The sequence below is a fragment of the Chryseobacterium sp. A321 genome, assembly GCF_054489265.1.
Genome location: NZ_JBTMWZ010000001.1, coordinates 2,225,586 through 2,250,540 on the forward strand (window position 1 = coordinate 2,225,586; position 24,955 = coordinate 2,250,540).

Here is a 24,955-nt window from a genome sequence, read left to right on the forward strand (position 1 = left end):
TTTCAATAGATTACTTTTTTTTGGTTCCGAGAGGTTTTGTTTTGCACCTAATAGACGGATAAATCAAGGCAAGTGAATCATGTTCCATACTATTAATTTGCAACTTATTGCATCTAAATAATTTGCCAAGAACCTTTCGTCCTTCCTATTATGGACGTGTTTTTCAATCTCGGAATCCTCTATTTCTAGATTTCCTGCTAATTCTCTTCTAGCAACTTTTTTATTTTTTACTATTAAACGATATACCAGATCCTGCGTTGGAGTCAGTTCTGTTCTAGAACAGTTAATTTGACCACCTTCTTTCCAAAATATCTAATTGCGACAGAAAATTCAGCTAATAACTGCGAGAGAATTCTTCTCTAATTTTGGCGCATCTGTATAATTTACAATTTAATTATATCCTAATCACAAACGACTAGAATGACTTTCATCATAGTGGTTTTTGCTAAGGTTTCTACTATTCCCAATTTAAAACCATCAATTTTTATCAAACTAATAAATAATTAAACAAACGTTGAACAATCGCTATATTCCATCAACTTAAATTACAATATATGTAAAACATTAGCGAGTATTGATATATATCACTTATAATTTTCTCTAAATATTTACGAATACCCAAACCATTAGGTATCTTTGTATAAGAAAATGAAACCAATTAAAATTATCAATAATGAGAAAAGTATCAAGAGTCAAATTACTCGCCTTGTCCCTAAGTTTTGTAGCTGGAATTTTCAGTGCCCAACAGCTTTCGAGCAAAAGTGTAAATGTGAGTGTAGAGGGAACCTCACCCATGCACAACTGGACAATGACCTCCACTACGGGTTCCTTTAGCGCCCAACAGAATGGGAACACATTAACCAATGTAAAATTTACGATGCCTGTGAAAAACCTCAAAAGTAGCAAAGGGAAAATGATGGACAACAAAGCATACGGTGCTTTAAAGGCTAGCACATCACCTACCATTTCCTTTACCACTTCAAGTTTAAATGTAGGCAAATCGGTAGTGAACGCTCAACTCTCGATTGCGGGAAAATCCAAAACAATTTCGATGCCCGTGACACTTACAAAAACTGGAAATGCCTACAAAATCGTTGGAATTCAAAATTTAAAAATGTCTGACTTTGGAATGGAAACCCCGGGCTTCATGGGAGTAAAGACAGGAGACCAAGTAAAAGTATCGGTATCCATCGTAACCAATTAGAATAGCAACATTAAAATGATAAAACAATGAAAACTCAAAACTTGAAATTAGCTCTCGCCATCGCGATTACTGCCAGTAGCATATCGTTTGCACAGAACAGCGAAATGCGAGCCTACTTAGCACCGGAAAAATACCAAAGAAATATCTTTGAGGATCCTAAAGTAAATTCTCCTGACTACGAGGGAATCAAAGTATCGATTGGAGGAGATTTCGCTTTGCAATTCCAAGCACTGGATCATTCTACTAAAGGAAATCTAGGGTACAAATTGGACGCTAGCGGACAACCTACCGGCGAGGCAATTCAGCTCTTAAATTTAGGAAGTGATGTCAATCTTCCCACCGCCAATTTAGATGTGAATGCCTATTTAGCCAAAGGAGTTAAAATGCATTTAAGAACCTACTTATCGGCGCGTCACCATAACGAAGCGTGGGTAAAAGGGGGATACATCCAAATTGATGACTTAGATTTCATCTCCGAAGGACTGTTATCAAATGTAATGCAGTACGCGAGAGTAAAAGTGGGGATGGATGAACTTAACTATGGAGACTCGCATTTTCGACGCACCGACAACGCTGAGGCTTTAAACAACCCGTTTGTTGGGAACCTAGTGATGGACAACTTCACTACAGAACCTTTTTTAGAAGCCTACCTATTTCACAAAAACTTTTTAGGCATGGTGGGAGTATCGAATGGAAAACTCAACCAAACCGCTGTAAAAGGAAAAAACGACAACAAACCGTCACTCTATGCTAAGGTAGGATATGACAAACAAGTGGACAAGGATCTACGCGTTAGACTAACAGGATCCATCATGAAAACCAACGGTCTTACCACTGGAGGCAACCTTTACGGTGCGGACCGAGCAGGATCTCGCTATTACTATGTCCTACTAACCGAAATGGATGCAATGGGAACCAGCAATTACGCTACGGGACGATTCAATCCTGGGTTTAAAGAAATGACCGCCATCCAAATCAACCCGTTCGTAAAGTACCAAGGACTTGAATTCTTCGGAACCTTCGAAAATGTAAGTGGAAACAAGCTTGTAAGTGGTGCGAAACGAGATACTCGCGGTAATTACACGCAGCTTGCTGCTGAACTTCTCTATCGATTTGGCCAGAAGGAGCAGTATTATTTCGGTGGCAAATACAACACGGTTTCTGGCAAAGACGACAAAAATGCAGCAAAACGCTCAATCGATCGATACAACATCGGTGCGGGTTGGTACATGACCCCAAATGTACTTGCAAAAATCGAATATGTAGATCAAACCTATAACAACGACACTGTATGGGGTGCCTCTAGTCCACTTATGGGTGGTCAATTCAACGGAGTTATGCTAGAAGCGACCATAGGTTTTTAATTTTATCTTTTTAAATTTTTTTGGAAAGGGGGCAATCCAATTGCCCCCTTTTTTTCTAGAAACTTGCTTTATGAAACTTGCACAGTTATTAATTCTACTGCTTCCTTTCTTCTTATTTGCCCAAAACAACAGCATTGTAATTGCAGGCAAAACGAATGTGAATACTTTTAAATGCACCCACACAAACTTGCCACTACTGCCCGCCTTGCAAAGTGACAAACTGCCAAACATTCAGTTAAAAGTGGCTGATTTTGATTGCCGAAATAAACTCATGACAAATGACTTTCGTAAAACTCTAAGCCACACGATGTATCCGACCCTTTCGATTCGTTTTGTAAAACTTAAAAAGCTAGGTACGAGCAATTACTACAAAGCCACATTGGAGGTTCAACTCATGCGCAGTCAAAAGACTTATGACATTACATTATTCCAAGAAGGAAATCAACTGGTGGGAACCAAAAGGATTCAATTTAGTGATTTTCACATCTCACCGCCCACTCGGTTAGGAGGTTCCATTAAAGTGCAAGATGAATTAGATCTATCGGTGAGTCTAAAAACCCTAAACTAAGTAAGGTACTCTCAACTTAGAAATTCAATATTCCGTTTTAGTCCACTAAATTTTGTGCGCTTCACAGCAGACTTTCGAAACACCTCGGAGAATAGCTCCTGCGTTAGTTCTTTCCACTGTGCTTTTGAGAATTGATCTAAGCCTGGATTGGGATCAAACCTTGGCTGTTTATGGGGAAGCGAAAACCGATTCCAAGGACATACATCTTGGCAAATATCACATCCAAACATCCAATCCTCCATCGAATCCTGAAACGATTCAGGAATGGACTCTTTAAGCTCAATGGTAGCGTACGAGATGCATTTACTGCCATCAATCACACTAGGCTCCACTATGGCCTCGGTAGGACATGCCTCAATGCAGCGGGTACAACTTCCGCAATAATCCCCCATCGGAGAATCATACTCGAGTTCCAAATCACAGATAATCTCTGCCAAGAAGAAAAAAGAGCCTTTTTGCTTGGTAATTAGATTCGCATTTTTTCCCACCCAACCTATTCCGGATTTGCGAGCCCAACTTCTTTCAAGAACGGGAGCTGAATCTACAAAAACCCGAAAAGAAAACTCTCCGATTTCGTCCTGTAGCTCCTGAACCATCTGCGACAAAATCCCTTTGATAATAGGATGATAATCCTCACCATAGGCGTACTTTGAAATTTTAAAATTATCAAGCGTGGGAAGCTCCTCACTTGGATAGTAATTGTACGACAGAGAGATTACAGATTTGGAACCTTCTACAAGCAGTCTTGTATCCACACGCTTATCAAAATGATTCTCCATATACTGCATCTTCCCCTGAAAGCCCTCTTTCAAATAACGTTCAAGCGCTTTTGCATCCTGTTCTAAGAACCCAGACTCAGAGATGCCACAGTCTTGAAACCCAAATGCTTTCGCTTTGGTTTTAATCAATTGGGTCCAAGATTCTTTTGATGCATTCATTCCACTGCGAAGATAAAGCAAATTCCAATGTCAAAAAAAGAGAGCTCAAGAATTCCTCGAAATTTCCTTATAGAATTTAAAAAATTTGCTACTTTAGCAAAAATTCTAAGCATATGAGTACAATACAAGAAGTCTTAACCTCTGGAAATTACCATCTAATTGATGTACGCGAACCGATTGAACTAGAAATGGACGGTGCAATTGAAGGAGCCACCAACATACCTTTAGGCGAGGTAGAGGCACGCGCTGAGGAAATCACTAGCTTACCCCATCCGGTCATTCTCTTTTGTAGAAGTGGAAACCGAAGTGGAAAAGCCCTTGAACTTCTTTATGACAATGGATTAAAAGAAGGCTACAACGGGGGTGGATACATTCAACTTCAGGCCCTTCTAGAAGATCAATAAAATTGAAATCACGACCTAAAAAAACACCTCCTTGGTGTTTTTTTGCTTTAAGCTAGAAAATCGACAAACGTAGCCGATCGAAATTCTTCGAGTAATTTTTCAAAGACTTCGTCCACACTGAGCACCTGGTCTATTAGGGCGGATACCTGCCCGATTTCGAGTTCGCCTTCTGCTAAGTCGCCCTCGAACATTCCTTTTTTGGCTCTTGCTCGGCCGAGCACGCGCCGTAATTCCTCTTTATCTCTTCCCGATGCATAAATCTCCTCGAGTTGGTTAAAGAGCTCATTTTTCACCATTCTAACCGGCGCCAGTTCCTTTAAAGAAAGCATTGTACTTCCCTCCGATAAACTTGTGATATGCTCTTTCCATAGATCGTGTGCACTTGCTTCCTTCGTGGCTGCAAAACGACTGCCGATCTGAACTCCGTCAGCTCCCAAAATTAGGGCTGCTTTCATTTGAGAACCCAGGGCAATTCCTCCTGCGGCAATGAGCGGAGTTTTTATATGTCTTTTCACATTCGGAATCAAAACAAGGGAGGTCGTCTCCTCTCTACCGTTATGTCCACCCGCCTCGAAACCTTCCGCCACAATTGCATCCACGCCCGCATCTTCGCACTTGACCGCAAACTGGGTAGAGGACACGACATGTGCCACCTTCACTCCTTCTTTTTGAAGCGTTTCTGTATACGTTTTAGGACTTCCCGCGGAAGTAAAAACTATTTTTACGCCGTGGGAGAGGACTATTTCAATGATTTCCTCTAGGTTGGGATAGAGCATGGGGATGTTCACTCCAAAGGGTTTGTCCGTAGCCGCTTTGCATTTGACTAAATGTTCCTTTAAAACATCGGGATACATACTTCCTGCCCCAATTAAGCCTAACCCTCCCGCATTGGACACAGCACTCGCAAGACGCCATCCGGAATGCCAAATCATGCCCCCTTGAATAATGGGGTATTTTATTTTGAAAAGCTCGGTAATACGGTTTTGTTTCTCGCTGTACATTTTCTCTGCGATGCCAAAATGAATAAAATTGCTCATGTACCAAAAATAGAAAATCCTTTAGAGATTCTAAAGGATTTTCTAGGGTTATTCACTTTCTTTATTCCACTCACTGGTAAAAGCGCAGTGGTTGTATCGTTCGTTAATTGAGATAAACGTATCGGATAATTTCTCCTTCACCCATTTCTCAACAAGCTGTGCCTTCTTTCGTTCCGCAGCGAGATGTTTAATTCTCTCATAATCGGTTTCAATCGCGAGCTGGTGAGAAGCGATTTCCTCGTTTACCATCACAATATTCACTGTTTTTCTTTCGTTGGCGGCTTGGTCTTGGAATACTTCTGTCATGTCGTGAGGCTTTATACCTACGATTTGATACGCTAACGTAGCGGGAAGATCAATCTTTTCGATCTTATCCCCTCCATCGGCACCGGTCAAAGTACCTCCATTAAATTTCGTGTTCTTGTCGTCCGAGAATTTGAATGCCGCTTCTTTAAAGGTTAATTTTCCTTCAATAATTCTTGTACGGATAGAATCAAGCTCTTTTCTGGCACTTTCAATTTCTTCTGCGTTCGGTTCTGCTTTTAAAAGAATGTGCCTCGCATCGTACTGCTTCCCGCTCTTTTTTACCAGTTGAATAAGGTGGTAGCCAAAATCAGTTTCTACAGGATCTGACATCTCCCCTTCTTGTAAGTTTAAGGCAGCGGCTTCGAAAGGCCTTACCATTTTCCCTCTCGAAACATTGGTGTAAAGACCACCCTGAGCAGCAGATCCAGGATCTTCAGAGTAAATACGAGCCATTTGCTCGAAACTTTCTCCATTTAAAATATCCTGCTTGATTTTTAAGAGTTTGGCTTTTAGTTCGTCTTTATGCGCTTCCGTTAATTTAGGATACATCATAATCTGCGAAACCGAAACCTCGTCTTTTACCATTGGCAATTGATGTTGGTACAACGTATAGAAATCGGTTACTTCGTTTGGAGTTACATCCACTTTCTCCGTAATTCTAGCATATTTTTGCTGACCGTAGTAATTGTCCGCGTCAATTTTTTCAATGGCATTTTTCATCTCGTAAGAATTACGAAACTTATAGCCTGCAAGCATTGCTTTCTCGTCTGGGAATTGGGAAAGAATTTGGTTGTATTTCTCGTTTGCCATTTCTTTGATTGCCGCCGTTCTATTCTCAATAAGCGTATCGCGCTTCGCTTCGTAGATTAGAAGCTTATTGTTCACGATGTTTGCAAGAAACGTACAGCGGTCACTCACTTGGGCACCTTGCTGCTTGGCGTAATTCATTTGTTCGTCAATGTCCGACTCCAAAACAATTTCGTCTCCGATTACCGCCGTAATCCCATCCACTAATGCTCCTTTTTGAAGTTGCTGCCCCTGAGCGCTTCCTGCAAAAAGGGTTATAAAAAACACACTTAAAAAAAGTGATTTTACATTATTTACCATCATAAAACTATCTAGTTTGCAAAATTAGGATTCTTTGCGGATTCCGCTCAAAATAAACTTATAATTATTTCTTAAAATTTTTCTCTAGGTCCTGCATAAATGCAGCGGGCACCACGATTCGGGTTTTCGCTCTCTGTTCCTGCAAAATCGCCTTGAGTCTTTCTTCCGTAACTCTCGAAATTACATCGTCTTTGGCCTCTTCAAAGGTCATTAAAGTTCGAGGAGTAATTTTATCAATCGCAATGACTACGTCACGCGCACTCATTTTGGTCGAAAAGACCCCTTTTTTAAAGGGCACCTTATATTGGGTGAAGATTTCAGCGTCGCTATACATCTCACCTTCTTGGAAGGAAACTAGAATTTTATTTTCTTTATTCAACTTCCCCTCGTATTTCTTTTTAAGGTCTCCCCACTTGGCAGGATCTTCTATGGCTTTTATCACAGACTTCGTTAAACTCTCGTCGCTCAAAATCGCCACTCTACCTTGGGCCATTTCCTCCCATTGAAATTCATTTTTATTTGCGTTGTAAAAACGTCTGAGATTTGCATCAGAAGCATCCACTTCGCTTTTAAGAAGATCGGAGTAAATATACTCAGAAAAAAGCATTCTACGTTCTGTTTCAAGAGCCGTCTTCACCTGCGGTTTTGCGAAAAACTCTTGGGAATACACACTGTACAAATCGCTTTTGATTCGTATGTCTAATAGCGCTTTCCACTGGGATGGCGTCACCGTATCCAAGTTTTGATAAAGCTGCTCCACTTCCGCCTTCAGTGTTTTGTAGTCCATCGAATGGTTCTTATATCTCCACAGGATTGCATTCGGATTGGAAAAATTCTTAAAACTTGCATACGATTTCTCTACGGTTTTAAAGTCATTGGTTAGACTAAAATCCGGACTCGTTTGCCTTTGTTTAATCACCTGATCCTCCAAAGCCTGCAGGTAATTGCTATTTAGCATATCTGCACGAAAAAGCTCTTTGGTTTTGTCCGTCACTTCGTAAGGAACCAAGTCATAGATATGGAACACGTAATAGTTCCCATTAAAAAGCACGGGTTCTTTTGTGTACTCTCCCGCCTTCATGCCTTTTAGAGCTGCATATACGTGGTCAGGTAAACTTGGAGAGCCCATCACGGCACCTCCTGCATTAATTTCATTTTGAGTCGTTCCAAATTCCTTGGTCACCTCGTTAAAGGCCTTTCCTGAGGTAAGCGCCTTATAGATTGCTGCTTTTTGTTTCGGTGCATTTGCATCGTCGGCATATCTAAGCGTTCCAAAGATCATATACCCCAAACTAGGTCTTGTGCTGACTAGCTTTGCAAAGGTTACACTGCGTCCCTGATCATGTAACTTCGTATACCCCCCAGCTTTGGCCGCCATTAACTCTTTATACAGGTCCTCTCCAATTAGACCTGGCTTAATGTAAATCGGTTTAATGTCCTTTTTGATGTAGGTTGAAATCGCCTGATCCATTGTCATTCTACCGCTCACCACATCCTGGTAAACCTTGGCGTAATCGGTGGCATCCCCTTCCTCTTTCTCCAAAGTGAACACATGCACGAGCCTCTCTAGTTTGTTGGCCTGAACGTAAGACTGAGTCATGCGCTCTACTTGTGCAGGGTCGAAAAAATACTGATCATGCAACTCCTGAATTTTCTGCGCCATTCGCTGGCGAAAATGCATCGTCGTGTCTGCCTTTTTCTCTTCTGCCAGTTGCTGAAAGAGCAAGAAATCTTGCGTACTTGTTAGGGTTTGAGTGATGCCGACAGACTTCAAAGTCTGTTCATTGTCTTTTTTAAAATCCTGAAGCGAAATACTGTCTGAACCTACAGTCATGACTTGCGCAAAACCGAGTCCTGAAAGGAGCGTAAGGGATAGATATACTATTTTTTTCATATAATCTTAAGATTAATCGAAGTACAAATCTACTTCAAATGTCGTTAATTGTTTGAATGCGTTGACCCGGGTACGCAAGTCTTCCACACTTACTTTTTGAAGTCTTTCCGTTCCGAACTCCTCCACCGTGTAGGAAGCCATGGCAGACCCTACAATGAGTGCGGATTTCATGTTCTCGAAGGACAAATCTGAAGTTTTTGCTAAATGTGCAGCAAAGCCTCCTGCAAAAGTATCTCCTGCCCCTGTCGGGTCGAAAACGTCTTCTAGCGGAAGAGCGGGAATGGCAAAGATTTTCCCCTCATGGAAAAGAAGAGCACCGTGTTCTCCTTTCTTTATAATCACATAGGTAGGTCCCATTTCATGAATCTTTTGCGCTGCTTTTACCAAAGAATACTCTCCGGAAAGTTGACGCGCTTCTTCGTCATTAATGGTGATCACATCGGTTCTTTTAATCATTTCTAAAAGAGTCTCTAATGCAGTGTCCATCCAGAAATTCATCGTATCTAAAATCACAAGCTGTGGACGCGTTTGCATTTTATCCAGTACCGACAGTTGAATGGAGGGATGAAGATTTCCTAGCATTAGAATTTCTGCATTTTGCGCATCCTGCGGCACTTTTGGATCAAAATTCTCCATGACGTTCACTTCCGTTACAAGCGTATCCCTGGTATTCAAATCGTTGTGGTATTTGCCACTCCAAAAGAATGTTTTTCCTTCCTTGATGATTTCAATTCCCTCGGTCTTTATGTTTCTAGATTCTAAAAGATCTAAATATTCTTGAGGAAAATCTCCTCCTACCACGCTCACTAAACTTACATCGGTTCTAAGAACCGAAGCGGCAAGACCAATAAAGGTAGCAGCACCTCCTAATATTTTATCTGTTTTTCCAAAAGGGGTCTCGATCGCATCAAAAGCGACGGAACCTACAACCAAAAGTTTCATTTATTTCCGTTTAATTTATCATTTAAAAGGGTGCTCAAGAAACCCTCGTGCCTGCCCTTTGCGACTTAGGAAATAAGGACTTGTGCCTCATTTCATTTTTTATTCGCGCGAGGCAAAAATACGGTTTTTCGCTTAATAAAAACACTTCGTACTTTTCTATCGCTTTGTCTTCTCTAAATTGCCCTCTCCAATCTGATTATTCTTTGCCCATTCTTTGATGAATTGATCTAACGGACGAGGAAAAGATTTGAGATTGGAGTCTTGAAAGGCCATAGGGAAAACTCCAGAATCTCTTGAATACAGTTTAAAATCGTCTTGAGAATTCAACTTAACTGTATGGATTCGTATGCTCATCGTTCTATGGGAGAGCTGATGACGAATTTCAAGGCTATCTATCCCCTGGGAGCTTAGAGATTCTGGAAGCTCCTGTGGGAATTCGTAGAGGCGTTTCCAAATGGAACTTTCGTCCCTTTGCCGAACTAAAAAAACATCCTCATGGTACACAAAATAATAACGGAGCGATTCCACTCCCACTTTTACCTTTCGGGATTTCACAGGAAACTTCTGCTGCGATCCTACTGCGTAGGCAAGACAGGTCGAATTCAAAGGACACTCTATGCAGTTTGGGTTTTGAGGCTTGCATATACTCGAGCCTAAATCCATGACCGCCTGATTAAATCCGCCTGGATCCTCCGTAGGCATGAGTCTTTGCGCAAGCTGGGCAAAGTGCTCGAAAGCTCGCGAACTCGTCACATCAAATCGATCAGCGAAATAACGAGACCAAACCCGGTACTGATTCCCATCAATCGCCACTTTTGGCTCTTGAAAACAAATACTGGCTATGGCAGCAGCCGTATATTTCCCGATACCTCTCAAGTGAAGAAGGGAATCGTAATCCCTTGGAAAAATTCCATCCAAATCCTTTTGAACCTGAATACTTGCCTTGTGCAAATTAATCGCACGGCTATAATACCCTAGTCCCTTCCAATAAAGAAGTACTTCATCTAAGCTTGCCTCACTTAGTTCTTGCACTGTAGGAAAACGCTCAATGAAACGCTCATAGTATTGAGTGCCTTGAGCTACCCTTGTTTGTTGCATAATAATTTCCGAGATCCAAATGGAATAAGGATCTTTCGTTTCACGCCAGGGTAGCGATCGCGAATGCTGATGGTACCACAGCAAAAGCTGCTGTCCCATTTCAACGTCTGTCTTCATTGGCGCGCAAGATATTAAACTTATTTAGGATAGAAAATATGGACTTCAAAAATTTATTTAGTACTTGAAAGAGAAAAGCTAAAAAAGAGACTCGCAGAAGACCCCTATTTAATAGAGATTCAAAAAAAAGGCAACTCACAATCAAAAATTCACAATCAAGAATTGCAGATTCCAAGAATTTCGATGCAAAATAGAGTGGAAATTTTCCTCGATTGAAAAACCGTTACCGACTCAGAGTCAGACTTTAATCAATGTTAAGAAAATCAGGCTTTTGTTTGTTTCAATTCAAAAAATCTTCTTATATTTGCACACCAAAATTAAAAACAATTAAGGAAATGACAAAGGCAGAATTGGTAAATACGATCTCCACCAAATTGGGTACAGAAAAGAACGAAACCCAAAAAGTAATAGAAGCATTTATGCAGGAGATAAGAACCTCAATGTACAATGGTGACAATGTATACTTAAGAGGTTTTGGATCTTTCATCATTAAAACAAGAGCAGCGAAGACAGGAAGAAACATTTCTAAAAATACGGCCATTGAAATTCCAGCGCACAACATCCCCGCTTTCAAGCCGTCAAAAAGCTTCGTGGAAAAAGTGAAAACGAAAGTAGCAGTAAAATAAAAATTTAACTAAAATATTAACCTTAACACATTACGACAATGCCAAGCGGAAAGAAAAGAAAAAGACATAAGGTAGCGACGCACAAAAGAAAAAAAAGAAGAAGAGCTAACAGACACAAGAAAAAGAAATAGTTTTTCTAGAACAATATAATAATATAGTTGATGAAGCTTTATTCATTAACTATATTTTTGTTTAAACACAGTTTGTAGCCCTATCAACCCAAGTCTAACAATAAATTAGAGCAATGAAAAAAGAACTTATCATTTCTCATGAAAATGAGCGCACGAAAATTGCGATGCTCGAAGACGGTAGGCTTTTTGAAATCCACGAAGAAGAGGACAACAGAGAGTTTAGTGTCGGCGATTTATTTTTAGCTCGAGTTAGAAAACTTGCACCGAACCTTAATGCAGCCTTCGTCAATATCGGATACGAGAAAGACGCATTCTTGCATTACCAAGATTTAGGACCCGATTATTTAAGTTATCAGAAGTTTCTGAAAGATACGTTTGCAAAACGTCATCAAACTTCTAGCCTCAAAAATTTTCCGGTTCAAAAAGAAATTAACAAATACGGCACCATAGACAAGGTGCTGTCCAAAGACGATGTGGTTCTGATTCAAATCACGAAAGAACCCATCTCTACGAAAGGACCTCGAATCTCTACTCAAATCTCCCTAACGGGCCGATTTTTAGTTTTGATTCCTTTTGACAACAAAGTTTCGATTTCTAAAAAGATCAAAAGTGCGGAAGACCGTGAACGACTTCGTACCTTAATTGAAAGCATTAAACCCGAAGGCTTCGGTGTGATTATTCGCACCGTAGCAGAGGGTAAAAAAGTCGCTGAGCTTCATAACGATATGAACCAGCTGATTCACAAATGGGAATCGACTTTCAAAAACATTCAAAAGCAAAAAGTCCCTTCAAAGATTTTAAGTGAAGAAGATAGAGCGTCTGCTATTTTGCGAGACAATTTCAACCAAGATTTCACCGGAATCATTTCCGATGATGAAAACATGGTCCAGGAAATTACCCACTACCTAGAGGTTATTGCCCCGGAAAGAAAGAACATTGTCCAGCATTACGATTCTCATATCCCACTCTTAGAATATTACAATGTGGAGAAACAACTCAAGCAGAGTTTCGGTAAACACGTGAATATTCCAAGCTCAAAGGGTGCTTATTTGGTCATTGAACATACCGAAGCTCTTCATGTGGTGGACGTAAATTCAGGTCCGAATATCGCCTCAAGCACGACCAATAAGGACCACGCACTTAGTGTGAACAAAATGGCCGCCACCGAAGTAGCTCGACAACTTAGGCTAAGAGACATGGGCGGAATTATTGTCGTAGACTTCATTGACATGAGCAGTGCCGATCATCGCAAACAACTCTACGAACATCTTCGTGAGGAAATGCGTAGAGACAAAGCAAGACATAAAATCTTACCTCCAAGTAAATTTGGACTGATTCAAATCACTCGACAAAGGGTGAGACCTGAGAAGCAAATTAAAACGGCGGAGCAAAATCCGAACACGGACGGTGAGATCTTAGCACCGATTGTCGTGGTCGAAAGAATGGAAGAGCTCATAAGAAACAGAATGCAGAAGGAAAAAGGAAAACTTTACCTTCACGTTCACCCTTTCGTTGAGGCTTACCTCACAAAAGGAATCATGAGTATTCAAACTAAATGGTACCTAAAGTATAAAAAATGGGTTACCATTATCCCTAGGGATAGTTTTAAGTATTTAGAATATCGTTTGTACAATGCAAACAAAGAGGAAATCGCAAGTTACTCGAACTAAAAATAAGCGCATGAGCGCAAAAAAAAAGGTCTCTACTTGTAGGGACCTTTTTGCGTGAGATCCTAATTTTAACCTTTCCTTAAAACTTCTGCACGAAGATTTTGACTAAATTTGTGAAATGCAAGTTTTTGGTAGAGATTTTCTAGAACGAATTAAAAAGGCAGATTTACATGGAGAATCGGCCCACTCAAGATACTCCCCTCCTTACCGTCCCCTTTTCACTCATGAACAAATCGTCAGTCGAGATCCAAGGTACGCGGCGGTCAACATACTTCTTTACCTTAAAGACGGAGAGTGGCATTTTCCCTTAATGGTTCGTACGCATAATATAAACGATCGACACAGCGGGCAGATTTCCCTTCCTGGTGGCAGCCGAGAACCCGACGATTTGGATTTTGCACATACGGCGAAAAGGGAAACCAGTGAAGAAATGGGAATTGACATTCATTACATTCGCGTTGTGCGAGAAATTTCTCCCATTTACATTCCACCTAGCAATTTTTACGTGTATCCCTACATATCGTATACGGGAAAGAACCCTACCTTTGTTCTTCAAAAAAGCGAAGCGATGGAGCTCATCGAATTCCCGGTCTCTTCGTTTATGACCCTAAAAGATACGCCCGAACTAATGGTTCTTCCTGACTCGAGAGGACAGAAGGTACCGGTCATTAATTTCAACGGCTATATCATCTGGGGAGCGACCTCAATGATCCTAAGTGAATTTAGTCACTTGCTGAAAAATTTGTAAATTCGCACTCTATTTTACCAGGTAATCAATGGCTAAAAAAAATATTTTTACCGATGCATTCGGTACTCCCTATTTTCTAAAACGACTAATCATTTTTATTTTAGGAATGGTTTCTTATCGTCGTTTTAATGGGTTTAATAAATTGAAAATTACAGGATCTGAGCATTTCAAAGATCTTCCGGATTCAAACGTACTCTTTGTATCCAATCACCAAACCTATTTTGCCGACGTGGCAGCCATGTACCATGTGTTTTGCTCGGTCAACAATGGCTATCTGGACACGATTAAAAACCCAGTGTACTTACTCAATCCCAAAGTGGATTTTTATTACGTTGCGGCCGAAGAAACGATGAACAAAGGGATTCTTTCTCGGATATTCAAACTCGCGGGTGCCGTCACGGTAAAAAGAACTTGGCGTGCAAAAGGAGAAAACGTAAATCGAATGGTGGACATGAGCGAAGTGGATAATATCATGAAGGCACTTGACAATGGCTGGGTCATCACCTTCCCTCAAGGAACCACTGCTGCATTCGCCCAAGGAAGAAAAGGAACAGCAAAACTCGTTAAACAACAAAAACCCATCGTGGTTCCCATCAAAATCAACGGATTTCGAAGGGCTTTTGATAAAAAAGGATTGAAAATCAAAGTGACGGGAGTGAAACCTACGCTAGAAATCAAAAAGCCGCTTGACATTGACTACGAGAACGATACGGCCCAACAAATCTTAGATAAAATTATGGCAGCCATCGAACAGACCCCTGATTTCAATGTGCTTCACGATTACGAAAAAGAACGAAGTAGCAAAAGCGAAATTCAAAATACAAGTCTTTAAACACCCAAACCCATGAAGAAACTCCTATTAATTTTACTGATTGGATGCCTTTACAGCTGTACAAACCAGTCGGTATTTGAGCACTACGAATTAAGTTATAGTCGCAGTGGCGGATATGCACCGATCTACGAAAACCTTCTTATTGAAGGAAACACGGCTCGTTTTTATTTTGAAGGACAGAACCAAAAATACAATAAGAAAACCAGCATCTCTAATGAAGAGAAAGCTCTCATTCAAAAAGCAATTGAGACCAGTAAACTCAAAGAAATTCGCGAGGACTACAAGAAAGTTTACGACAACATCACCACCACGATCAAGGTAAAAACTCCAAACGAAAAGCTCTTCAAAGACGATGGTAGCTTTATCATTCCAGAACATCAAGCTAGATGGAATTCAATAATTCAAGCATTTGAATCGTTTATCCAGGCCAAAAAACTAAGACAATAAAAGGTAGTCCACGTATGTCAAATTCTGCATTGCATGACTTTAGTAACAAAACAAGAGTCTCGATCGTTACAAATCACCAATCGATCGCAAAATTCATTATTCACGTTCTTGAATTCAATCAAAAATCGATTTTCTATCAATTGGAAGGGGAATCGCTGGTCGAAAGCCCCGGAAGCGATTTCGTTTTGGTAGAACATCAAAACTTAGAAAAAGCAGCTGAGTTCGAGCCCAATATAGTTCTTGTGACTACTTCGCCCTTATATAAGCAGTATCAAACTCTACTCAACCAAATTGTAAATGGCGGAATCCTAGTGTATCCGGCCAAGGCCTTAGAGCTTCATAAGGAGTTAAAAACAGCACCAAGTTTTTTTCGAAAGATTCCCTATGAGGTTTCGATTCTTGAGTCCCATTATTTAAAAACCTCCATTGGATCAATTCCCTTGACGCTAGAAGATGAAATCCTTATTGAACATTTGGAGGGACTCCAGCACCTTTTGCAGCACCTAGGAATCATGGAAGAGGAATTCTATGAAGCGCTAATGGCCTTTGAAATGCAATCCTAAGGATAGATCTACAAAGTCTTAGGCTTTCCTTAAACTTAAAGTAAATTTTCCTGCCTGTTTCCTTTGGAGACAGGCAGTTTTTTAAGTTCTCTTTTAAACGAGCACGCTGAAAAGCATGGCGCCTTAGGAAACGAAAGTGCTGAATTGAAAGTCCTCTTTAGCGTGCCTCCTTTTAGCACTTTTTGCCTGCAAACAAACTTTCAAGTTATTAGAAGCCTCATTCCTTTCCAAATACAAGCCGAAGTCAAGGAATCCAAAATTTTAATTAAATTTACAAGAATCAAACTTTGTATCATGCATTACATTCAAGAAGGGAAAATTCCCCCAAAAAGACATACGGTTTTTAAATCCGAATCGGACTCGTTCTATTACGAACAACTTTTCGGCACAGAAGGCTTTCACGGCATTTCCTCTCTGCTTTACCATTTGCATCGACCCACTCAAATCAAAACGATTGGAGAACCAAAAGATGTAGCTCCCAAAATAGCAGTGGCAAGGAATGTAACCCCGCGAATGTTTAAGGGAATGAACGTAACGCCTGAAGATGACTTTCTTGAAAGTCGTAAATTTCTAATGGTGAACGATGATCTTAAAATGGGACTTGCCAAACCGCGCCATTCCATGGATTATTTTTACAAAAATGCCCACTGCGATGAACTACTTTATGTGCACGAAGGATCGGGCACATTAAAAACATTCTTAGGGAATTTAAACTTTGAATTTGGAGATTATTTAATCTTACCTAGGGGAACGATCTATCAACTTGATTTTGACACGGACACCAATGTATTTTTCATTTTAGAAAGCAATTCGCCAATTACCACTCCGTCGCGTTATCGGAATGAATTTGGTCAACTTTTAGAACATTCACCTTTCTGTGAGCGAGACATTACGACTCCAAAGCTAGAGACCCCGGTAGATCAGATTGGCGATTTTTTAATTAAAGTAAAGAAACAGGATCAAATTTGGGATTTCACCTATGCGACTCATCCTTTTGACGTCGTAGGTTGGGATGGATTTTTCTACCCCTACAAGTTTAACATCAAGAATTTCGAGCCTATTACAGGCAGAATCCACCAACCCCCGCCTGTTCATCAGAATTTCCAAGCACATAATTTTGTAGTTTGCTCCTTTGTGGCTAGAATGTATGATTATCACCCCGAGTCCATTCCTGCCCCTTACAACCATTCCAACATTGATAGTGACGAAGTGCTCTTCTATACAGAGGGCGATTTTATGAGTCGGAACCATATTGATTTGATGGATTTCACCCTGCATCCCGGTGGGATTGTGCACGGACCTCATCCCGGGGCCATGGAGCGCAGCATCGGCAAGAAATTCACCGATGAATTCGCAGTGATGGTTGATCCTTTCCGCCCTCTTAAACTCACGGAAGAAGCCTTAAAAGTGGAGGATCCTTCCTACATGACGTCCTGGCTTGACTCTCCTGAAAACAATATTAAGGACCGTCTGATGGAATAATGAGTGTGATATCTTTGATGAAACATAGGCCTCGTTTGACAAATATCATCTTTCCTTTGCGCCTTAAATCCCGTATCTTTGAAATAGCTCATAAATTCAGCAACTAAACAAAATTTACTATCATGCTTAACTATGTAAGTCCTCAAGAAGCAGTTTCTGTCATTCACAGTGGAAACCGCGTCTTTTCTCACGGAAGTGCCTGTACACCAAATATTCTTCTAGATGCTCTTGCCGAAAGAGCTCCCGAGCTACGCAACGTCGAGTTTGTCTCCATTACACAACAAGGGAACATGGAAGTGGCAAAAGAACAGTACAAGGATAGCTTTTATATCAACTCTTTGTTCACCTCTACTCCTGTTCGTCAGGCAGTCAATTCCGAGCATGGCGATTACGTTCCTGTATTCTTAAGTGAAATTCCTATTTTATTTCGCGACGGATACTTACCGATTGATGTCGCACTCATCACCGTTTCTCCCCCAGACCAACATGGATATTGCACTTTAGGAACCTCAGTGGATGTAGCACGGAGTGCTGTAGACACCGCGAAAATCATCGTTGCGGTTGTGAATCCAAAGATGCCACGTACGCATGGCGATGGCAACGTCCACGTCTCAAAAATCAGCAAAGCGGTTTGGAATGAAGAAGAATTACTCACGGTGGATTACGGAGCTAAAGTAGGGGCTGAAGAACTTCTTATTGGAAAGAATGTAGCCGAATTAATTGACGATCGCTCCACCTTACAAATGGGGATTGGAACCATTCCAGATGCGGTATTAAAAAGCCTTGGCAATCATAAAGATCTAGGTATTCATACGGAGATGCTAAGCGACGGGGTCATTGATCTTATCAAAAATGACGTAGTTAACAACAAATACAAAGGTACTCACAACAACCAAACCATTACCAGCTTTTGCTTTGGGACGCGCCGACTGTATGATTTTGTGGACGACAATCCCTCCATCACATTTTTAGATGTGAAGCACGTGAACTACCCTATCAACATCATGAAAAACCACAAAATGACCGCGATCAACTCCGCGATCGAAGTCGATTTGACCGGACAGGTTTGCGCCGACTCTATCGGAACGTTTCAGTTTAGCGGAATTGGAGGTCAAATGGACTTCATGAGAGGAGCAGCTCTTAGTGAAGGAGGAAAACCAATCATTGCCATTTCCTCAAGAACGAAAAAAGGAATTCCACGGATTGTGCCTCACCTGAAATTAGGAGCAGGAGTTGTGACCACTAGAGGGCATATGCACTGGGTTGTCACGGAATACGGCGCTGTCAATCTTTATGGAAAAAATCTTCGACAAAGAGCACAACTGCTTATCAGCATTGCCCATCCGGACGATCGTGACATGCTAGAGCGGGCCGTTTTTGAGCGATTCAAACAGAATTAAACCTTTTCAAAAGGCAGTTTTTTTAAACTGCCTTTTTTATACTCTTCATTTACCCCCCCAAGTAGATACTTGCACCGCCATTTCTAGCGGAAACTCATTGCAACGCAGTTTTATTTTGCGTTGACTTACTTGGCGCAGAAAGAATTCAAGTTCCAGTGGACCTATAAAAAAAGCAACCAAACGATTCTCAAAAGACAAGAAATCAACCCTTTAAAGTTTCAGATTATTTGTTTAAATTAGGGCAATCAAACTTCAAAGAACTACCCTTATATGTCAAATTTAACCTTTGCAGAAAAAATTGCAAAAGCAGAAAACTTCCTTCCTATCAATGGGACAGATTACATTGAATTCTATGTGGGCAATGCAAAACAAGCAGCGCACTTTTACAAAACGGCATTTGGATTCCAAAGTGTCGCCTATGCGGGACCGGAAACAGGCGTAAGAGACCGTGCAAGCTACGTTTTGCAACAGGGCAAAATAAGACTGGTTTTAACTACAGGATTAAAATCAGACTCTCCAATTAATGAACATGTAAAAAAGCATGGGGACGGAGTCAAAATCCTAGCCCTTTGGGTTGACGATGCAACGAGTGCGTTTGAGGAAACCACCAAAAGAGGGGCTAAACCTTACTTAGAACCAACCACCATTCAAGACGAACAGGGCGAAGTGGTTCGTTCTGGCGTCTATACGTACGGAGAAACCGTGCATATGTTTGTAGAGCGAAAAAACTATTCTGGACTCTTTATGCCAGGGTATCGCAAGTGGGAATCGACCTACAATCCAAGTGAAGTAGGCCTACTTTATGTAGACCATTGTGTAGGCAACGTGGGGTGGAATCGTATGCTTCCCGTAGTAAAATGGTATGAGGAAGTAATGGGCTTTGTCAATATACTTAGTTTCGACGACAAACAGATCAATACAGAATATTCCGCCTTAATGTCAAAAGTGATGAGCAACGGAAACGGGTTTGCAAAGTTCCCAATTAACGAGCCTGCAGAAGGCAAAAAGAAATCACAAGTAGAGGAATACCTTGACTATTACGAAGACGAAGGTGTACAACACATTGCTGTGGCTACAAAAGATATCATTCGAACGGTCACCGATCTTAAAGCTCGAGGCGTCGAATTCCTGTCGCCTCCACCGGAAGCCTATTATGAAATGGTACCAACCCGAGTAGGAGAAATTGACGAAGATTTAAGAAAACTCCAAGATCTCGGAATTCTAATTGACCACGATGAGGAAGGGTATTTACTTCAAATCTTCACAAAACCGGTTGAGGATAGACCGACTCTCTTTTTTGAAATCATCGAACGACACGGAGCACAAAGCTTTGGTGCAGGAAATTTCAAAGCACTTTTTGAAGCTTTAGAACGCGAACAGGAATTACGAGGAAATCTTTAAAATTGGTTTGGATTGATATTTGTAATCTTATTGAGGTAAAAAGTAACACAATGAGAAAACTATTATTAATGATAGGTATATTTTTAGCTTTCGGAAATGTGCACGCACAGTTCGAGAAAGCGAATTACCGTCTAGCCAAATTGAAAAAGCAAAATCCGGGATTCAAATCGCTCAAGAACGTCGATTTAGAGGCTCAAAAATTTGTTTTAATCAAAGATTTCGAAGACCATACAGAACGTCAAATTATAAGCGTGACCGGTAATCAAGCAACATATGTCGAAGTATTTGATGACAAAGCTTTAAAAAAGAGTAGTTCCAATGTCTTTTCAGGAGATGTGATCAAATCCGATTCGGGGGTTCTTTCCTTTCGATTTGATGAACTTGAAGGAAATAAACTACCACTTCCCATCGCAAAAAACTTTGTTGCAATGGAAAAGGATAACACCTTGGTTTTGGTCGATGTAAACACCAAAGATCGATGGATTAGCTATCCGTAAAGTAGAAGGCTGTAAAGGCTTTATACATCTAAGAAAAAGCAGGTTCATAACCCTTCGAGGTTATGAACTTTTTTTTATATATTTAAGTTCTAAATTTAACTTATGAAATCATTCGTATCCTATCCTGAAAATTCAGACTTCTCTATACACAACATTCCGTTTGGTGTGGCCGTTTTCGATAAAGAATACATCGCCTGCGCAACCCGAATTGGAGACATTGTCATTGACCTGGCCACCTTATATGATTTCGGCTATTTCAATGACGTAGATGGACTTCAGGACAATATATTTGAAGCCTACACACTTAATGAACTCATTGAACTAGGCAAACCCATCACAAAAAGCATACGAGAAAAAATTCAGTCTCTGCTTTTGGAGGGATCTTCTCTTTCGAAGGACGAAAAAAGCATTGAAGAATGCTTTTTCAACCTAGACCAAGTAAAAATGCTTATGCCAGTGCATGTAGCAAATTACACGGATTTTTACTCTAGCATTGAACATGCCACAAACGTAGGAAAGTTATTCCGCGATCCCGAGAATGCACTTCTTCCAAATTGGAAACATTTGCCGGTTGCTTACCACGGAAGAGCTTCTTCCATTGTGGTTTCAGGAACTGAAATCATTAGGCCCAAAGGGCAAACCAAAGCGAAAACAGAACCACTTCCTACCTTTGGACCGTGTAACCAACTTGACTTTGAGTTAGAACTCGGGTTTATTGTAAACCAAAACACCGAGATGGGCGATCACATTAGTGTCGAACAAGCTGAGGATGCCATCTTTGGTTTAGTACTCTTTAACGACTGGTCAGCTCGGGATATTCAATCTTGGGAATACGTTCCCTTAGGTCCCTTCCTTGCTAAGAATTTCGCAAGTTCGATCTCCCCTTGGGTGGTGACACTTGAAGCTTTAGACCCATTCCGAACGGAATCTCCGAAACAAGAACCAGAAGTATTAGAGTATTTAAGATCTTCTGGCAAAAAGAACTTTGATATTAACCTAGAAGTGGGGCTTACTCCGGACAAAGGCACCGAAGTAATTCTTACCCAAACCAATTTCAAGACGATGTACTGGAATATGGCTCAACAGCTTGCTCATCATACGGTCAATGGATGCAATGTCGAAGTAGGCGACTTGTATGCTTCCGGAACGATCTCGGGCACGGAACCGGATTCTTTTGGTTCTATGCTTGAGCTTACGTACCGCGGAGAAAAGCCCCTTGTGCTGAACGACGGGCAGAAACGAAAATTCCTAGAGGATCATGACACGGTATCCATGCGTGGTTGGGCAGAAAAAGACGGCATTCGTGTCGGCTTTGGGGAAGTTGTGGGAACGATACTTCCCGCAAAATAAACGGGTCATGGGTAGACCTATACCCTTCTCTAATCTATAAAAACAATTTCTTTGAAAACAATTGATCCAAAAGACTTAAGTTCGCAAGATCTCCAAACCTTAATGCAAACGGCAATTGCGCCTAGGCCTATTGCCCTTGCCTCTACGATTAATAAAAAAGGGGAACCCAACTTATCCCCTTTCAGCTTTTTCAATATGGTTTCTACGGTCCCGCCCATTCTTGTATTTTCGCCCTCAAGAAGAGTTCGTGACAACACAACAAAACATACCTTAGAAAATATCATTGAAACGAATGAGGTTGTAATTGGGATTGTAAATTACGACATCGTTCAACAGGTGAGTCTCAGTTCCACGGAATACGAAGAAGGCGTTAATGAATTTGTGAAAGCAGGTTTTACGATGATGGAGGGTGTAAAAGTAAAACCTAAACTCATTGCGGAATGCCCAGTTAATTTTGAATGCCGTGTTCTTATCGTTCAATCCTTAGGCTCGGAAGGGGGCTCTGGGAACTTGGTGATCTGCCAAGTGGAACATATTCACATAGATCCAAAATACTTGGATTCGAAAGGAAGACTAGACCAAATGAAATTAGATCTCGTTTCTCGCCTCGGCGGTCCCTATTACGGTCGAAACAATGAGGCCAACTTATTTAAAGTCCCAAAACCTTTAACTAAAAAAGGAATTGGGTTTGACAACTTACCCAAAGTCATTTTAACGAGTACAGTACTTACAGGAAACGATTTGGCCTTGCTTGCCAATGTGGAGACCGTTCCGGAAGGTCATTTTTCAGCAGACAAAGAAATTCACCTTAAAGCGCAGGCTCTTCTCCTTGAGGGAGAGGTCGAGCAGGCTTGGAAAACGCTTGGACGTCCCACAACCGACGAAGATCAAAAATTAGATATTCTGCGACACATATTTAGCATCATTAAGAAATAAGACTCGCGTACGCATTTCTTTACCCTCTAAAGGTTCCCTCACGTAAATTATGTAGAGGGAATTTTTATTTCTTTCTAGGATCTCCATGCTCTACTATTCTGTACGTATAGGATATGGAACAGACTTTATAATGAATATTTCCCAATGCATTTTGGCTTAAGTCGAATTCATTGGCTTTTCTAGGATCTGTATCCATTTGAGAGGATACGATTCTACTCTATGGATTCTCCGAATCCTTGATTTCAAAATTCTTTTCGAGTTCAGGACTAATTTTTCTGAGGTTCTCGGCGCGGCTCCGGAAACGAATATTAAGCACTTCAACGACAAGACTAAATGCCAAACAGGAGTAAATAATATTTTTACTAACATGTTGATGTATACCTTCGGCGACAAGCATTACCCCAATCACAACCAAGAAGGCCAACGCTAGCATTTGCAGGCTGGCATGCTTATTAATAATGGCAGAAATTGGACCGGCAAAGAGCATCATAATTCCCATGGAAATCACGACCGCAATAATCATAAGCATTACGTTATCCACAAGGCCAATTGCAGTTAGAATGGAATCGAGCGAGAATACCATGTCAATCAGGATGATTTGTAAAATGACCATGGTCAAAAGGCCACTAACACCGGACTTTGTAGTAGAACTTACTTCATGTTCTTGGAATTGCATCTTCGAATGAATTTCAAATGTACTCTTACCTATCAGGAAAATACCTCCCGCCAATAGAATCAAATCTTTCCAACTTAATGCCAACTGACCTTCTCCATTGGGCTCCATAAACCAGTCAAGTGTGAGCACGGGATCTTTCAAACCGATGATCCAACTAATCATTAAAAGGAGAACAATCCGGAAAATCATGGCAAACGCAAGTCCAATATTCCGTGCGAATCTTCTTCTTTCTTTTGGTAATTTATCGGATATAATAGAGATGAAAATAATATTGTCAACTCCCAGAACAATTTCTAAAAAGGTCAAAGTCAATAGAGAAACCCAAATTTGAGGATCCGCGAAATTGGGCCAGTCTAGAGCAGCAAATAAATCCATTTTTATGATCTTAATTTAAGCTTCGAAGATAATTTATCTCATTGAAATACATACTATTTTACTTCCTCTTTTTTCTTCGTAAATCAATATTTATTTTGCTTTAAGCACAGAAGGAAAAATGGCAGAAGATTGCCTTTATGCATGATATACCACTATATAGGACAGCAGTTTAATACCAAGTTTGTATAATCCCTTTAACTAAGGATTTTCAAAGCGTAGGAAAGCCTATTTCCCTTGTGAACAACCTGCATGAGTTTGCGAGCGATCACCTACTCTAAATTTGAAAGATACTCTGTGAATTGATCGTTTAAGATTTCACATTCGTGTTTCAACAAACCGCTTTTAATCTCTGGCCTTCTACCCCATTTGGGAATCGTTTCGGTTTCAAGAATTTTAAACTCTGAAGATTGGCCCCCTAGAAGAGGCACGTGCAATCCAAATCTAATTCTTCCAATTTGATGGTGTCTAATCACATAAGAGCACATAAGACAAGGTTCATGAGTCGAGTACAAAATGCAATGAGGCAAAGCCTCTGCAAAGCCATTTTTCAACGCGTCTTGTATGGCTAGAATCTCCGCATGCTTTGTTATATCACCGGAGGATTTCCCAGACTCTATTCCTCTACCGATGATTTGATGCTCATGCACAAGCAAAGACCCAACAGGTGGATTCCCATTTTCTAGTGCCATTTTTGCGAGCTCAATGCATTCATGCATATACATTCGATCCTTTTCCATAGTCCTTTCTTTTGAAAAATAGCAGCAACGTAAAAAACCAAGACTTTCTTAGCCCTAAACTTGGGTACATCAATTCTATTGCAAAGCCAAAATGGCTTCGCAGGT

General features: G+C 40.7%; 24 protein-coding genes. 16 read left to right on the forward strand and 8 right to left on the reverse strand.

Annotated elements, in window-relative coordinates:
- Window positions 1–673 precede the first annotated feature (673 nt).
- The 3 genes from ACX3PZ_RS10350 (at window position 674) to ACX3PZ_RS10360 (ending at window position 3,136) form a co-directional block, all read left to right on the forward strand.
- A complete protein-coding gene (locus ACX3PZ_RS10350) occupies window positions 674–1,204 on the forward strand; it encodes a YceI family protein (protein ID WP_459084354.1) in 531 nt (176 codons plus the stop codon).
- Window positions 1,205–1,230: 26 nt separating this feature from the next.
- Window positions 1,231–2,568, forward strand: coding sequence for a hypothetical protein (locus ACX3PZ_RS10355; protein WP_459112729.1), 1,338 nt, complete (start codon window positions 1,231–1,233; stop codon window positions 2,566–2,568).
- 70 nt (window positions 2,569–2,638) lie between these two features.
- A complete protein-coding gene (locus tag ACX3PZ_RS10360) occupies window positions 2,639–3,136 on the forward strand; it encodes a hypothetical protein (protein WP_459112730.1) in 498 nt (165 codons plus the stop codon).
- 11 nt (window positions 3,137–3,147) lie between these two features.
- Here the strand turns inward: ACX3PZ_RS10360 and queG are convergent, their stop codons facing one another.
- Window positions 3,148–4,074, reverse strand: coding sequence for a tRNA epoxyqueuosine(34) reductase QueG (gene queG / locus ACX3PZ_RS10365; protein WP_459112731.1), 927 nt, complete (start codon window positions 4,072–4,074; stop codon window positions 3,148–3,150).
- Window positions 4,075–4,187: 113 nt separating this feature from the next.
- On the opposite strand from queG, the gene ACX3PZ_RS10370 reads away from it, so the two are divergent.
- On the forward strand, window positions 4,188–4,478 hold the full coding sequence (locus tag ACX3PZ_RS10370; RefSeq protein WP_459112732.1) for a rhodanese-like domain-containing protein: 291 nt from the start codon (window positions 4,188–4,190) through the stop codon (window positions 4,476–4,478).
- A 47-nt stretch (window positions 4,479–4,525) separates the two neighbouring features.
- Here the strand turns inward: ACX3PZ_RS10370 and ACX3PZ_RS10375 are convergent, their stop codons facing one another.
- The 5 genes from ACX3PZ_RS10375 to mutY all read right to left on the reverse strand — a co-directional run bounded on the left by ACX3PZ_RS10375 (window position 4,526) and on the right by mutY (window position 10,979).
- The gene (locus ACX3PZ_RS10375) at window positions 4,526–5,515 is read right to left on the reverse strand and encodes an NAD(P)H-dependent flavin oxidoreductase (protein WP_459112733.1); all 990 of its coding nucleotides are present in this window, start codon (window positions 5,513–5,515) and stop codon (window positions 4,526–4,528) included.
- A gap of 48 nt (window positions 5,516–5,563) precedes the next feature.
- Window positions 5,564–6,928, reverse strand: a complete 1,365-nt coding sequence (locus ACX3PZ_RS10380) for a peptidylprolyl isomerase (protein WP_459112758.1) — start codon at window positions 6,926–6,928, stop codon at window positions 5,564–5,566.
- Window positions 6,929–6,992: 64 nt separating this feature from the next.
- Entirely contained in the window at window positions 6,993–8,822 is a 1,830-nt protein-coding gene (locus tag ACX3PZ_RS10385) for a hypothetical protein (protein WP_459112734.1), read from the reverse strand.
- 12 nt (window positions 8,823–8,834) lie between these two features.
- Entirely contained in the window at window positions 8,835–9,764 is a 930-nt protein-coding gene (locus ACX3PZ_RS10390) for a PfkB family carbohydrate kinase (protein ID WP_459084365.1), read from the reverse strand.
- A gap of 156 nt (window positions 9,765–9,920) precedes the next feature.
- Window positions 9,921–10,979: an A/G-specific adenine glycosylase gene (gene mutY / locus ACX3PZ_RS10395; RefSeq protein WP_459112735.1), complete on the reverse strand. Its 1,059-nt coding sequence runs from the start codon at window positions 10,977–10,979 to the stop codon at window positions 9,921–9,923.
- Window positions 10,980–11,230: 251 nt separating this feature from the next.
- Between mutY and ACX3PZ_RS10400 the strand changes: the two genes are divergently transcribed.
- The 12 genes from ACX3PZ_RS10400 to ACX3PZ_RS10455 all read left to right on the forward strand — a co-directional run bounded on the left by ACX3PZ_RS10400 (window position 11,231) and on the right by ACX3PZ_RS10455 (window position 23,062).
- Window positions 11,231–11,605 (forward strand): HU family DNA-binding protein, encoded by a 375-nt coding sequence (locus tag ACX3PZ_RS10400; protein ID WP_459084368.1) that lies wholly within the window; start codon window positions 11,231–11,233, stop codon window positions 11,603–11,605.
- A gap of 244 nt (window positions 11,606–11,849) precedes the next feature.
- A complete protein-coding gene (locus tag ACX3PZ_RS10405; protein WP_459084369.1) occupies window positions 11,850–13,406 on the forward strand; it encodes an Rne/Rng family ribonuclease in 1,557 nt (518 codons plus the stop codon).
- A 118-nt stretch (window positions 13,407–13,524) separates the two neighbouring features.
- Window positions 13,525–14,154 (forward strand): NUDIX hydrolase, encoded by a 630-nt coding sequence (locus ACX3PZ_RS10410; RefSeq protein WP_459084370.1) that lies wholly within the window; start codon window positions 13,525–13,527, stop codon window positions 14,152–14,154.
- A 28-nt stretch (window positions 14,155–14,182) separates the two neighbouring features.
- Window positions 14,183–14,986, forward strand: a complete 804-nt coding sequence (locus ACX3PZ_RS10415; protein WP_459084371.1) for a lysophospholipid acyltransferase family protein — start codon at window positions 14,183–14,185, stop codon at window positions 14,984–14,986.
- A gap of 12 nt (window positions 14,987–14,998) precedes the next feature.
- On the forward strand, window positions 14,999–15,433 hold the full coding sequence (locus ACX3PZ_RS10420) for a hypothetical protein (protein WP_459084372.1): 435 nt from the start codon (window positions 14,999–15,001) through the stop codon (window positions 15,431–15,433).
- 14 nt (window positions 15,434–15,447) lie between these two features.
- A complete protein-coding gene (locus ACX3PZ_RS10425) occupies window positions 15,448–15,996 on the forward strand; it encodes a hypothetical protein (RefSeq protein ID WP_459084374.1) in 549 nt (182 codons plus the stop codon).
- A gap of 294 nt (window positions 15,997–16,290) precedes the next feature.
- Entirely contained in the window at window positions 16,291–17,478 is a 1,188-nt protein-coding gene (locus tag ACX3PZ_RS10430; RefSeq protein ID WP_459084375.1) for a homogentisate 1,2-dioxygenase, read from the forward strand.
- 122 nt (window positions 17,479–17,600) lie between these two features.
- The gene (locus ACX3PZ_RS10435; protein WP_459084377.1) at window positions 17,601–18,878 is read left to right on the forward strand and encodes an acetyl-CoA hydrolase/transferase family protein; all 1,278 of its coding nucleotides are present in this window, start codon (window positions 17,601–17,603) and stop codon (window positions 18,876–18,878) included.
- 270 nt (window positions 18,879–19,148) lie between these two features.
- Entirely contained in the window at window positions 19,149–20,279 is a 1,131-nt protein-coding gene (gene hppD / locus ACX3PZ_RS10440; RefSeq protein WP_459084378.1) for a 4-hydroxyphenylpyruvate dioxygenase, read from the forward strand.
- A gap of 50 nt (window positions 20,280–20,329) precedes the next feature.
- The gene (locus ACX3PZ_RS10445) at window positions 20,330–20,776 is read left to right on the forward strand and encodes a hypothetical protein (protein WP_459084379.1); all 447 of its coding nucleotides are present in this window, start codon (window positions 20,330–20,332) and stop codon (window positions 20,774–20,776) included.
- Between the two features lie 102 nt (window positions 20,777–20,878).
- The gene (fahA, locus tag ACX3PZ_RS10450) at window positions 20,879–22,126 is read left to right on the forward strand and encodes a fumarylacetoacetase (RefSeq protein WP_459084380.1); all 1,248 of its coding nucleotides are present in this window, start codon (window positions 20,879–20,881) and stop codon (window positions 22,124–22,126) included.
- Window positions 22,127–22,177: 51 nt separating this feature from the next.
- Window positions 22,178–23,062: a flavin reductase family protein gene (locus ACX3PZ_RS10455; protein ID WP_459084381.1), complete on the forward strand. Its 885-nt coding sequence runs from the start codon at window positions 22,178–22,180 to the stop codon at window positions 23,060–23,062.
- Window positions 23,063–23,279: 217 nt separating this feature from the next.
- Here the strand turns inward: ACX3PZ_RS10455 and ACX3PZ_RS10460 are convergent, their stop codons facing one another.
- Window positions 23,280–24,113 (reverse strand): TerC family protein, encoded by an 834-nt coding sequence (locus tag ACX3PZ_RS10460; protein ID WP_459084382.1) that lies wholly within the window; start codon window positions 24,111–24,113, stop codon window positions 23,280–23,282.
- 269 nt (window positions 24,114–24,382) lie between these two features.
- Window positions 24,383–24,850, reverse strand: a complete 468-nt coding sequence (locus ACX3PZ_RS10465; protein WP_459084383.1) for a nucleoside deaminase — start codon at window positions 24,848–24,850, stop codon at window positions 24,383–24,385.
- Window positions 24,851–24,955: the final 105 nt, after the last annotated feature.

Excerpts from the sequence above, each read along its gene's own strand:
- ACX3PZ_RS10350 (WP_459084354.1), top strand. The coding sequence starts at position 674 with ATGAGAAAAGTATCAAGAGTCAAATTACTCGCCTTGTCCCTAAGTTTT.
- ACX3PZ_RS10355 (WP_459112729.1), top strand. The coding sequence starts at position 1,231 with ATGAAAACTCAAAACTTGAAATTAGCTCTCGCCATCGCGATTACTGCC.
- ACX3PZ_RS10360 (WP_459112730.1), top strand. The coding sequence starts at position 2,639 with ATGAAACTTGCACAGTTATTAATTCTACTGCTTCCTTTCTTCTTATTT.
- queG (WP_459112731.1), bottom strand. The coding sequence starts at position 4,074 with ATGAATGCATCAAAAGAATCTTGGACCCAATTGATTAAAACCAAAGCG.
- ACX3PZ_RS10370 (WP_459112732.1), top strand. The coding sequence starts at position 4,188 with ATGAGTACAATACAAGAAGTCTTAACCTCTGGAAATTACCATCTAATT.
- ACX3PZ_RS10375 (WP_459112733.1), bottom strand. The coding sequence starts at position 5,515 with ATGAGCAATTTTATTCATTTTGGCATCGCAGAGAAAATGTACAGCGAG.
- ACX3PZ_RS10380 (WP_459112758.1), bottom strand. The coding sequence starts at position 6,928 with ATGGTAAATAATGTAAAATCACTTTTTTTAAGTGTGTTTTTTATAACC.
- ACX3PZ_RS10385 (WP_459112734.1), bottom strand. The coding sequence starts at position 8,822 with ATGAAAAAAATAGTATATCTATCCCTTACGCTCCTTTCAGGACTCGGT.
- ACX3PZ_RS10390 (WP_459084365.1), bottom strand. The coding sequence starts at position 9,764 with ATGAAACTTTTGGTTGTAGGTTCCGTCGCTTTTGATGCGATCGAGACC.
- mutY (WP_459112735.1), bottom strand. The coding sequence starts at position 10,979 with ATGAAGACAGACGTTGAAATGGGACAGCAGCTTTTGCTGTGGTACCAT.
- ACX3PZ_RS10400 (WP_459084368.1), top strand. The coding sequence starts at position 11,231 with ATGTTAAGAAAATCAGGCTTTTGTTTGTTTCAATTCAAAAAATCTTCT.
- ACX3PZ_RS10405 (WP_459084369.1), top strand. The coding sequence starts at position 11,850 with ATGAAAAAAGAACTTATCATTTCTCATGAAAATGAGCGCACGAAAATT.
- ACX3PZ_RS10410 (WP_459084370.1), top strand. The coding sequence starts at position 13,525 with ATGCAAGTTTTTGGTAGAGATTTTCTAGAACGAATTAAAAAGGCAGAT.
- ACX3PZ_RS10415 (WP_459084371.1), top strand. The coding sequence starts at position 14,183 with ATGGCTAAAAAAAATATTTTTACCGATGCATTCGGTACTCCCTATTTT.
- ACX3PZ_RS10420 (WP_459084372.1), top strand. The coding sequence starts at position 14,999 with ATGAAGAAACTCCTATTAATTTTACTGATTGGATGCCTTTACAGCTGT.
- ACX3PZ_RS10425 (WP_459084374.1), top strand. The coding sequence starts at position 15,448 with ATGTCAAATTCTGCATTGCATGACTTTAGTAACAAAACAAGAGTCTCG.
- ACX3PZ_RS10430 (WP_459084375.1), top strand. The coding sequence starts at position 16,291 with ATGCATTACATTCAAGAAGGGAAAATTCCCCCAAAAAGACATACGGTT.
- ACX3PZ_RS10435 (WP_459084377.1), top strand. The coding sequence starts at position 17,601 with ATGCTTAACTATGTAAGTCCTCAAGAAGCAGTTTCTGTCATTCACAGT.
- hppD (WP_459084378.1), top strand. The coding sequence starts at position 19,149 with ATGTCAAATTTAACCTTTGCAGAAAAAATTGCAAAAGCAGAAAACTTC.
- ACX3PZ_RS10445 (WP_459084379.1), top strand. The coding sequence starts at position 20,330 with ATGAGAAAACTATTATTAATGATAGGTATATTTTTAGCTTTCGGAAAT.
- fahA (WP_459084380.1), top strand. The coding sequence starts at position 20,879 with ATGAAATCATTCGTATCCTATCCTGAAAATTCAGACTTCTCTATACAC.
- ACX3PZ_RS10460 (WP_459084382.1), bottom strand. The coding sequence starts at position 24,113 with ATGGATTTATTTGCTGCTCTAGACTGGCCCAATTTCGCGGATCCTCAA.
- ACX3PZ_RS10465 (WP_459084383.1), bottom strand. The coding sequence starts at position 24,850 with ATGGAAAAGGATCGAATGTATATGCATGAATGCATTGAGCTCGCAAAA.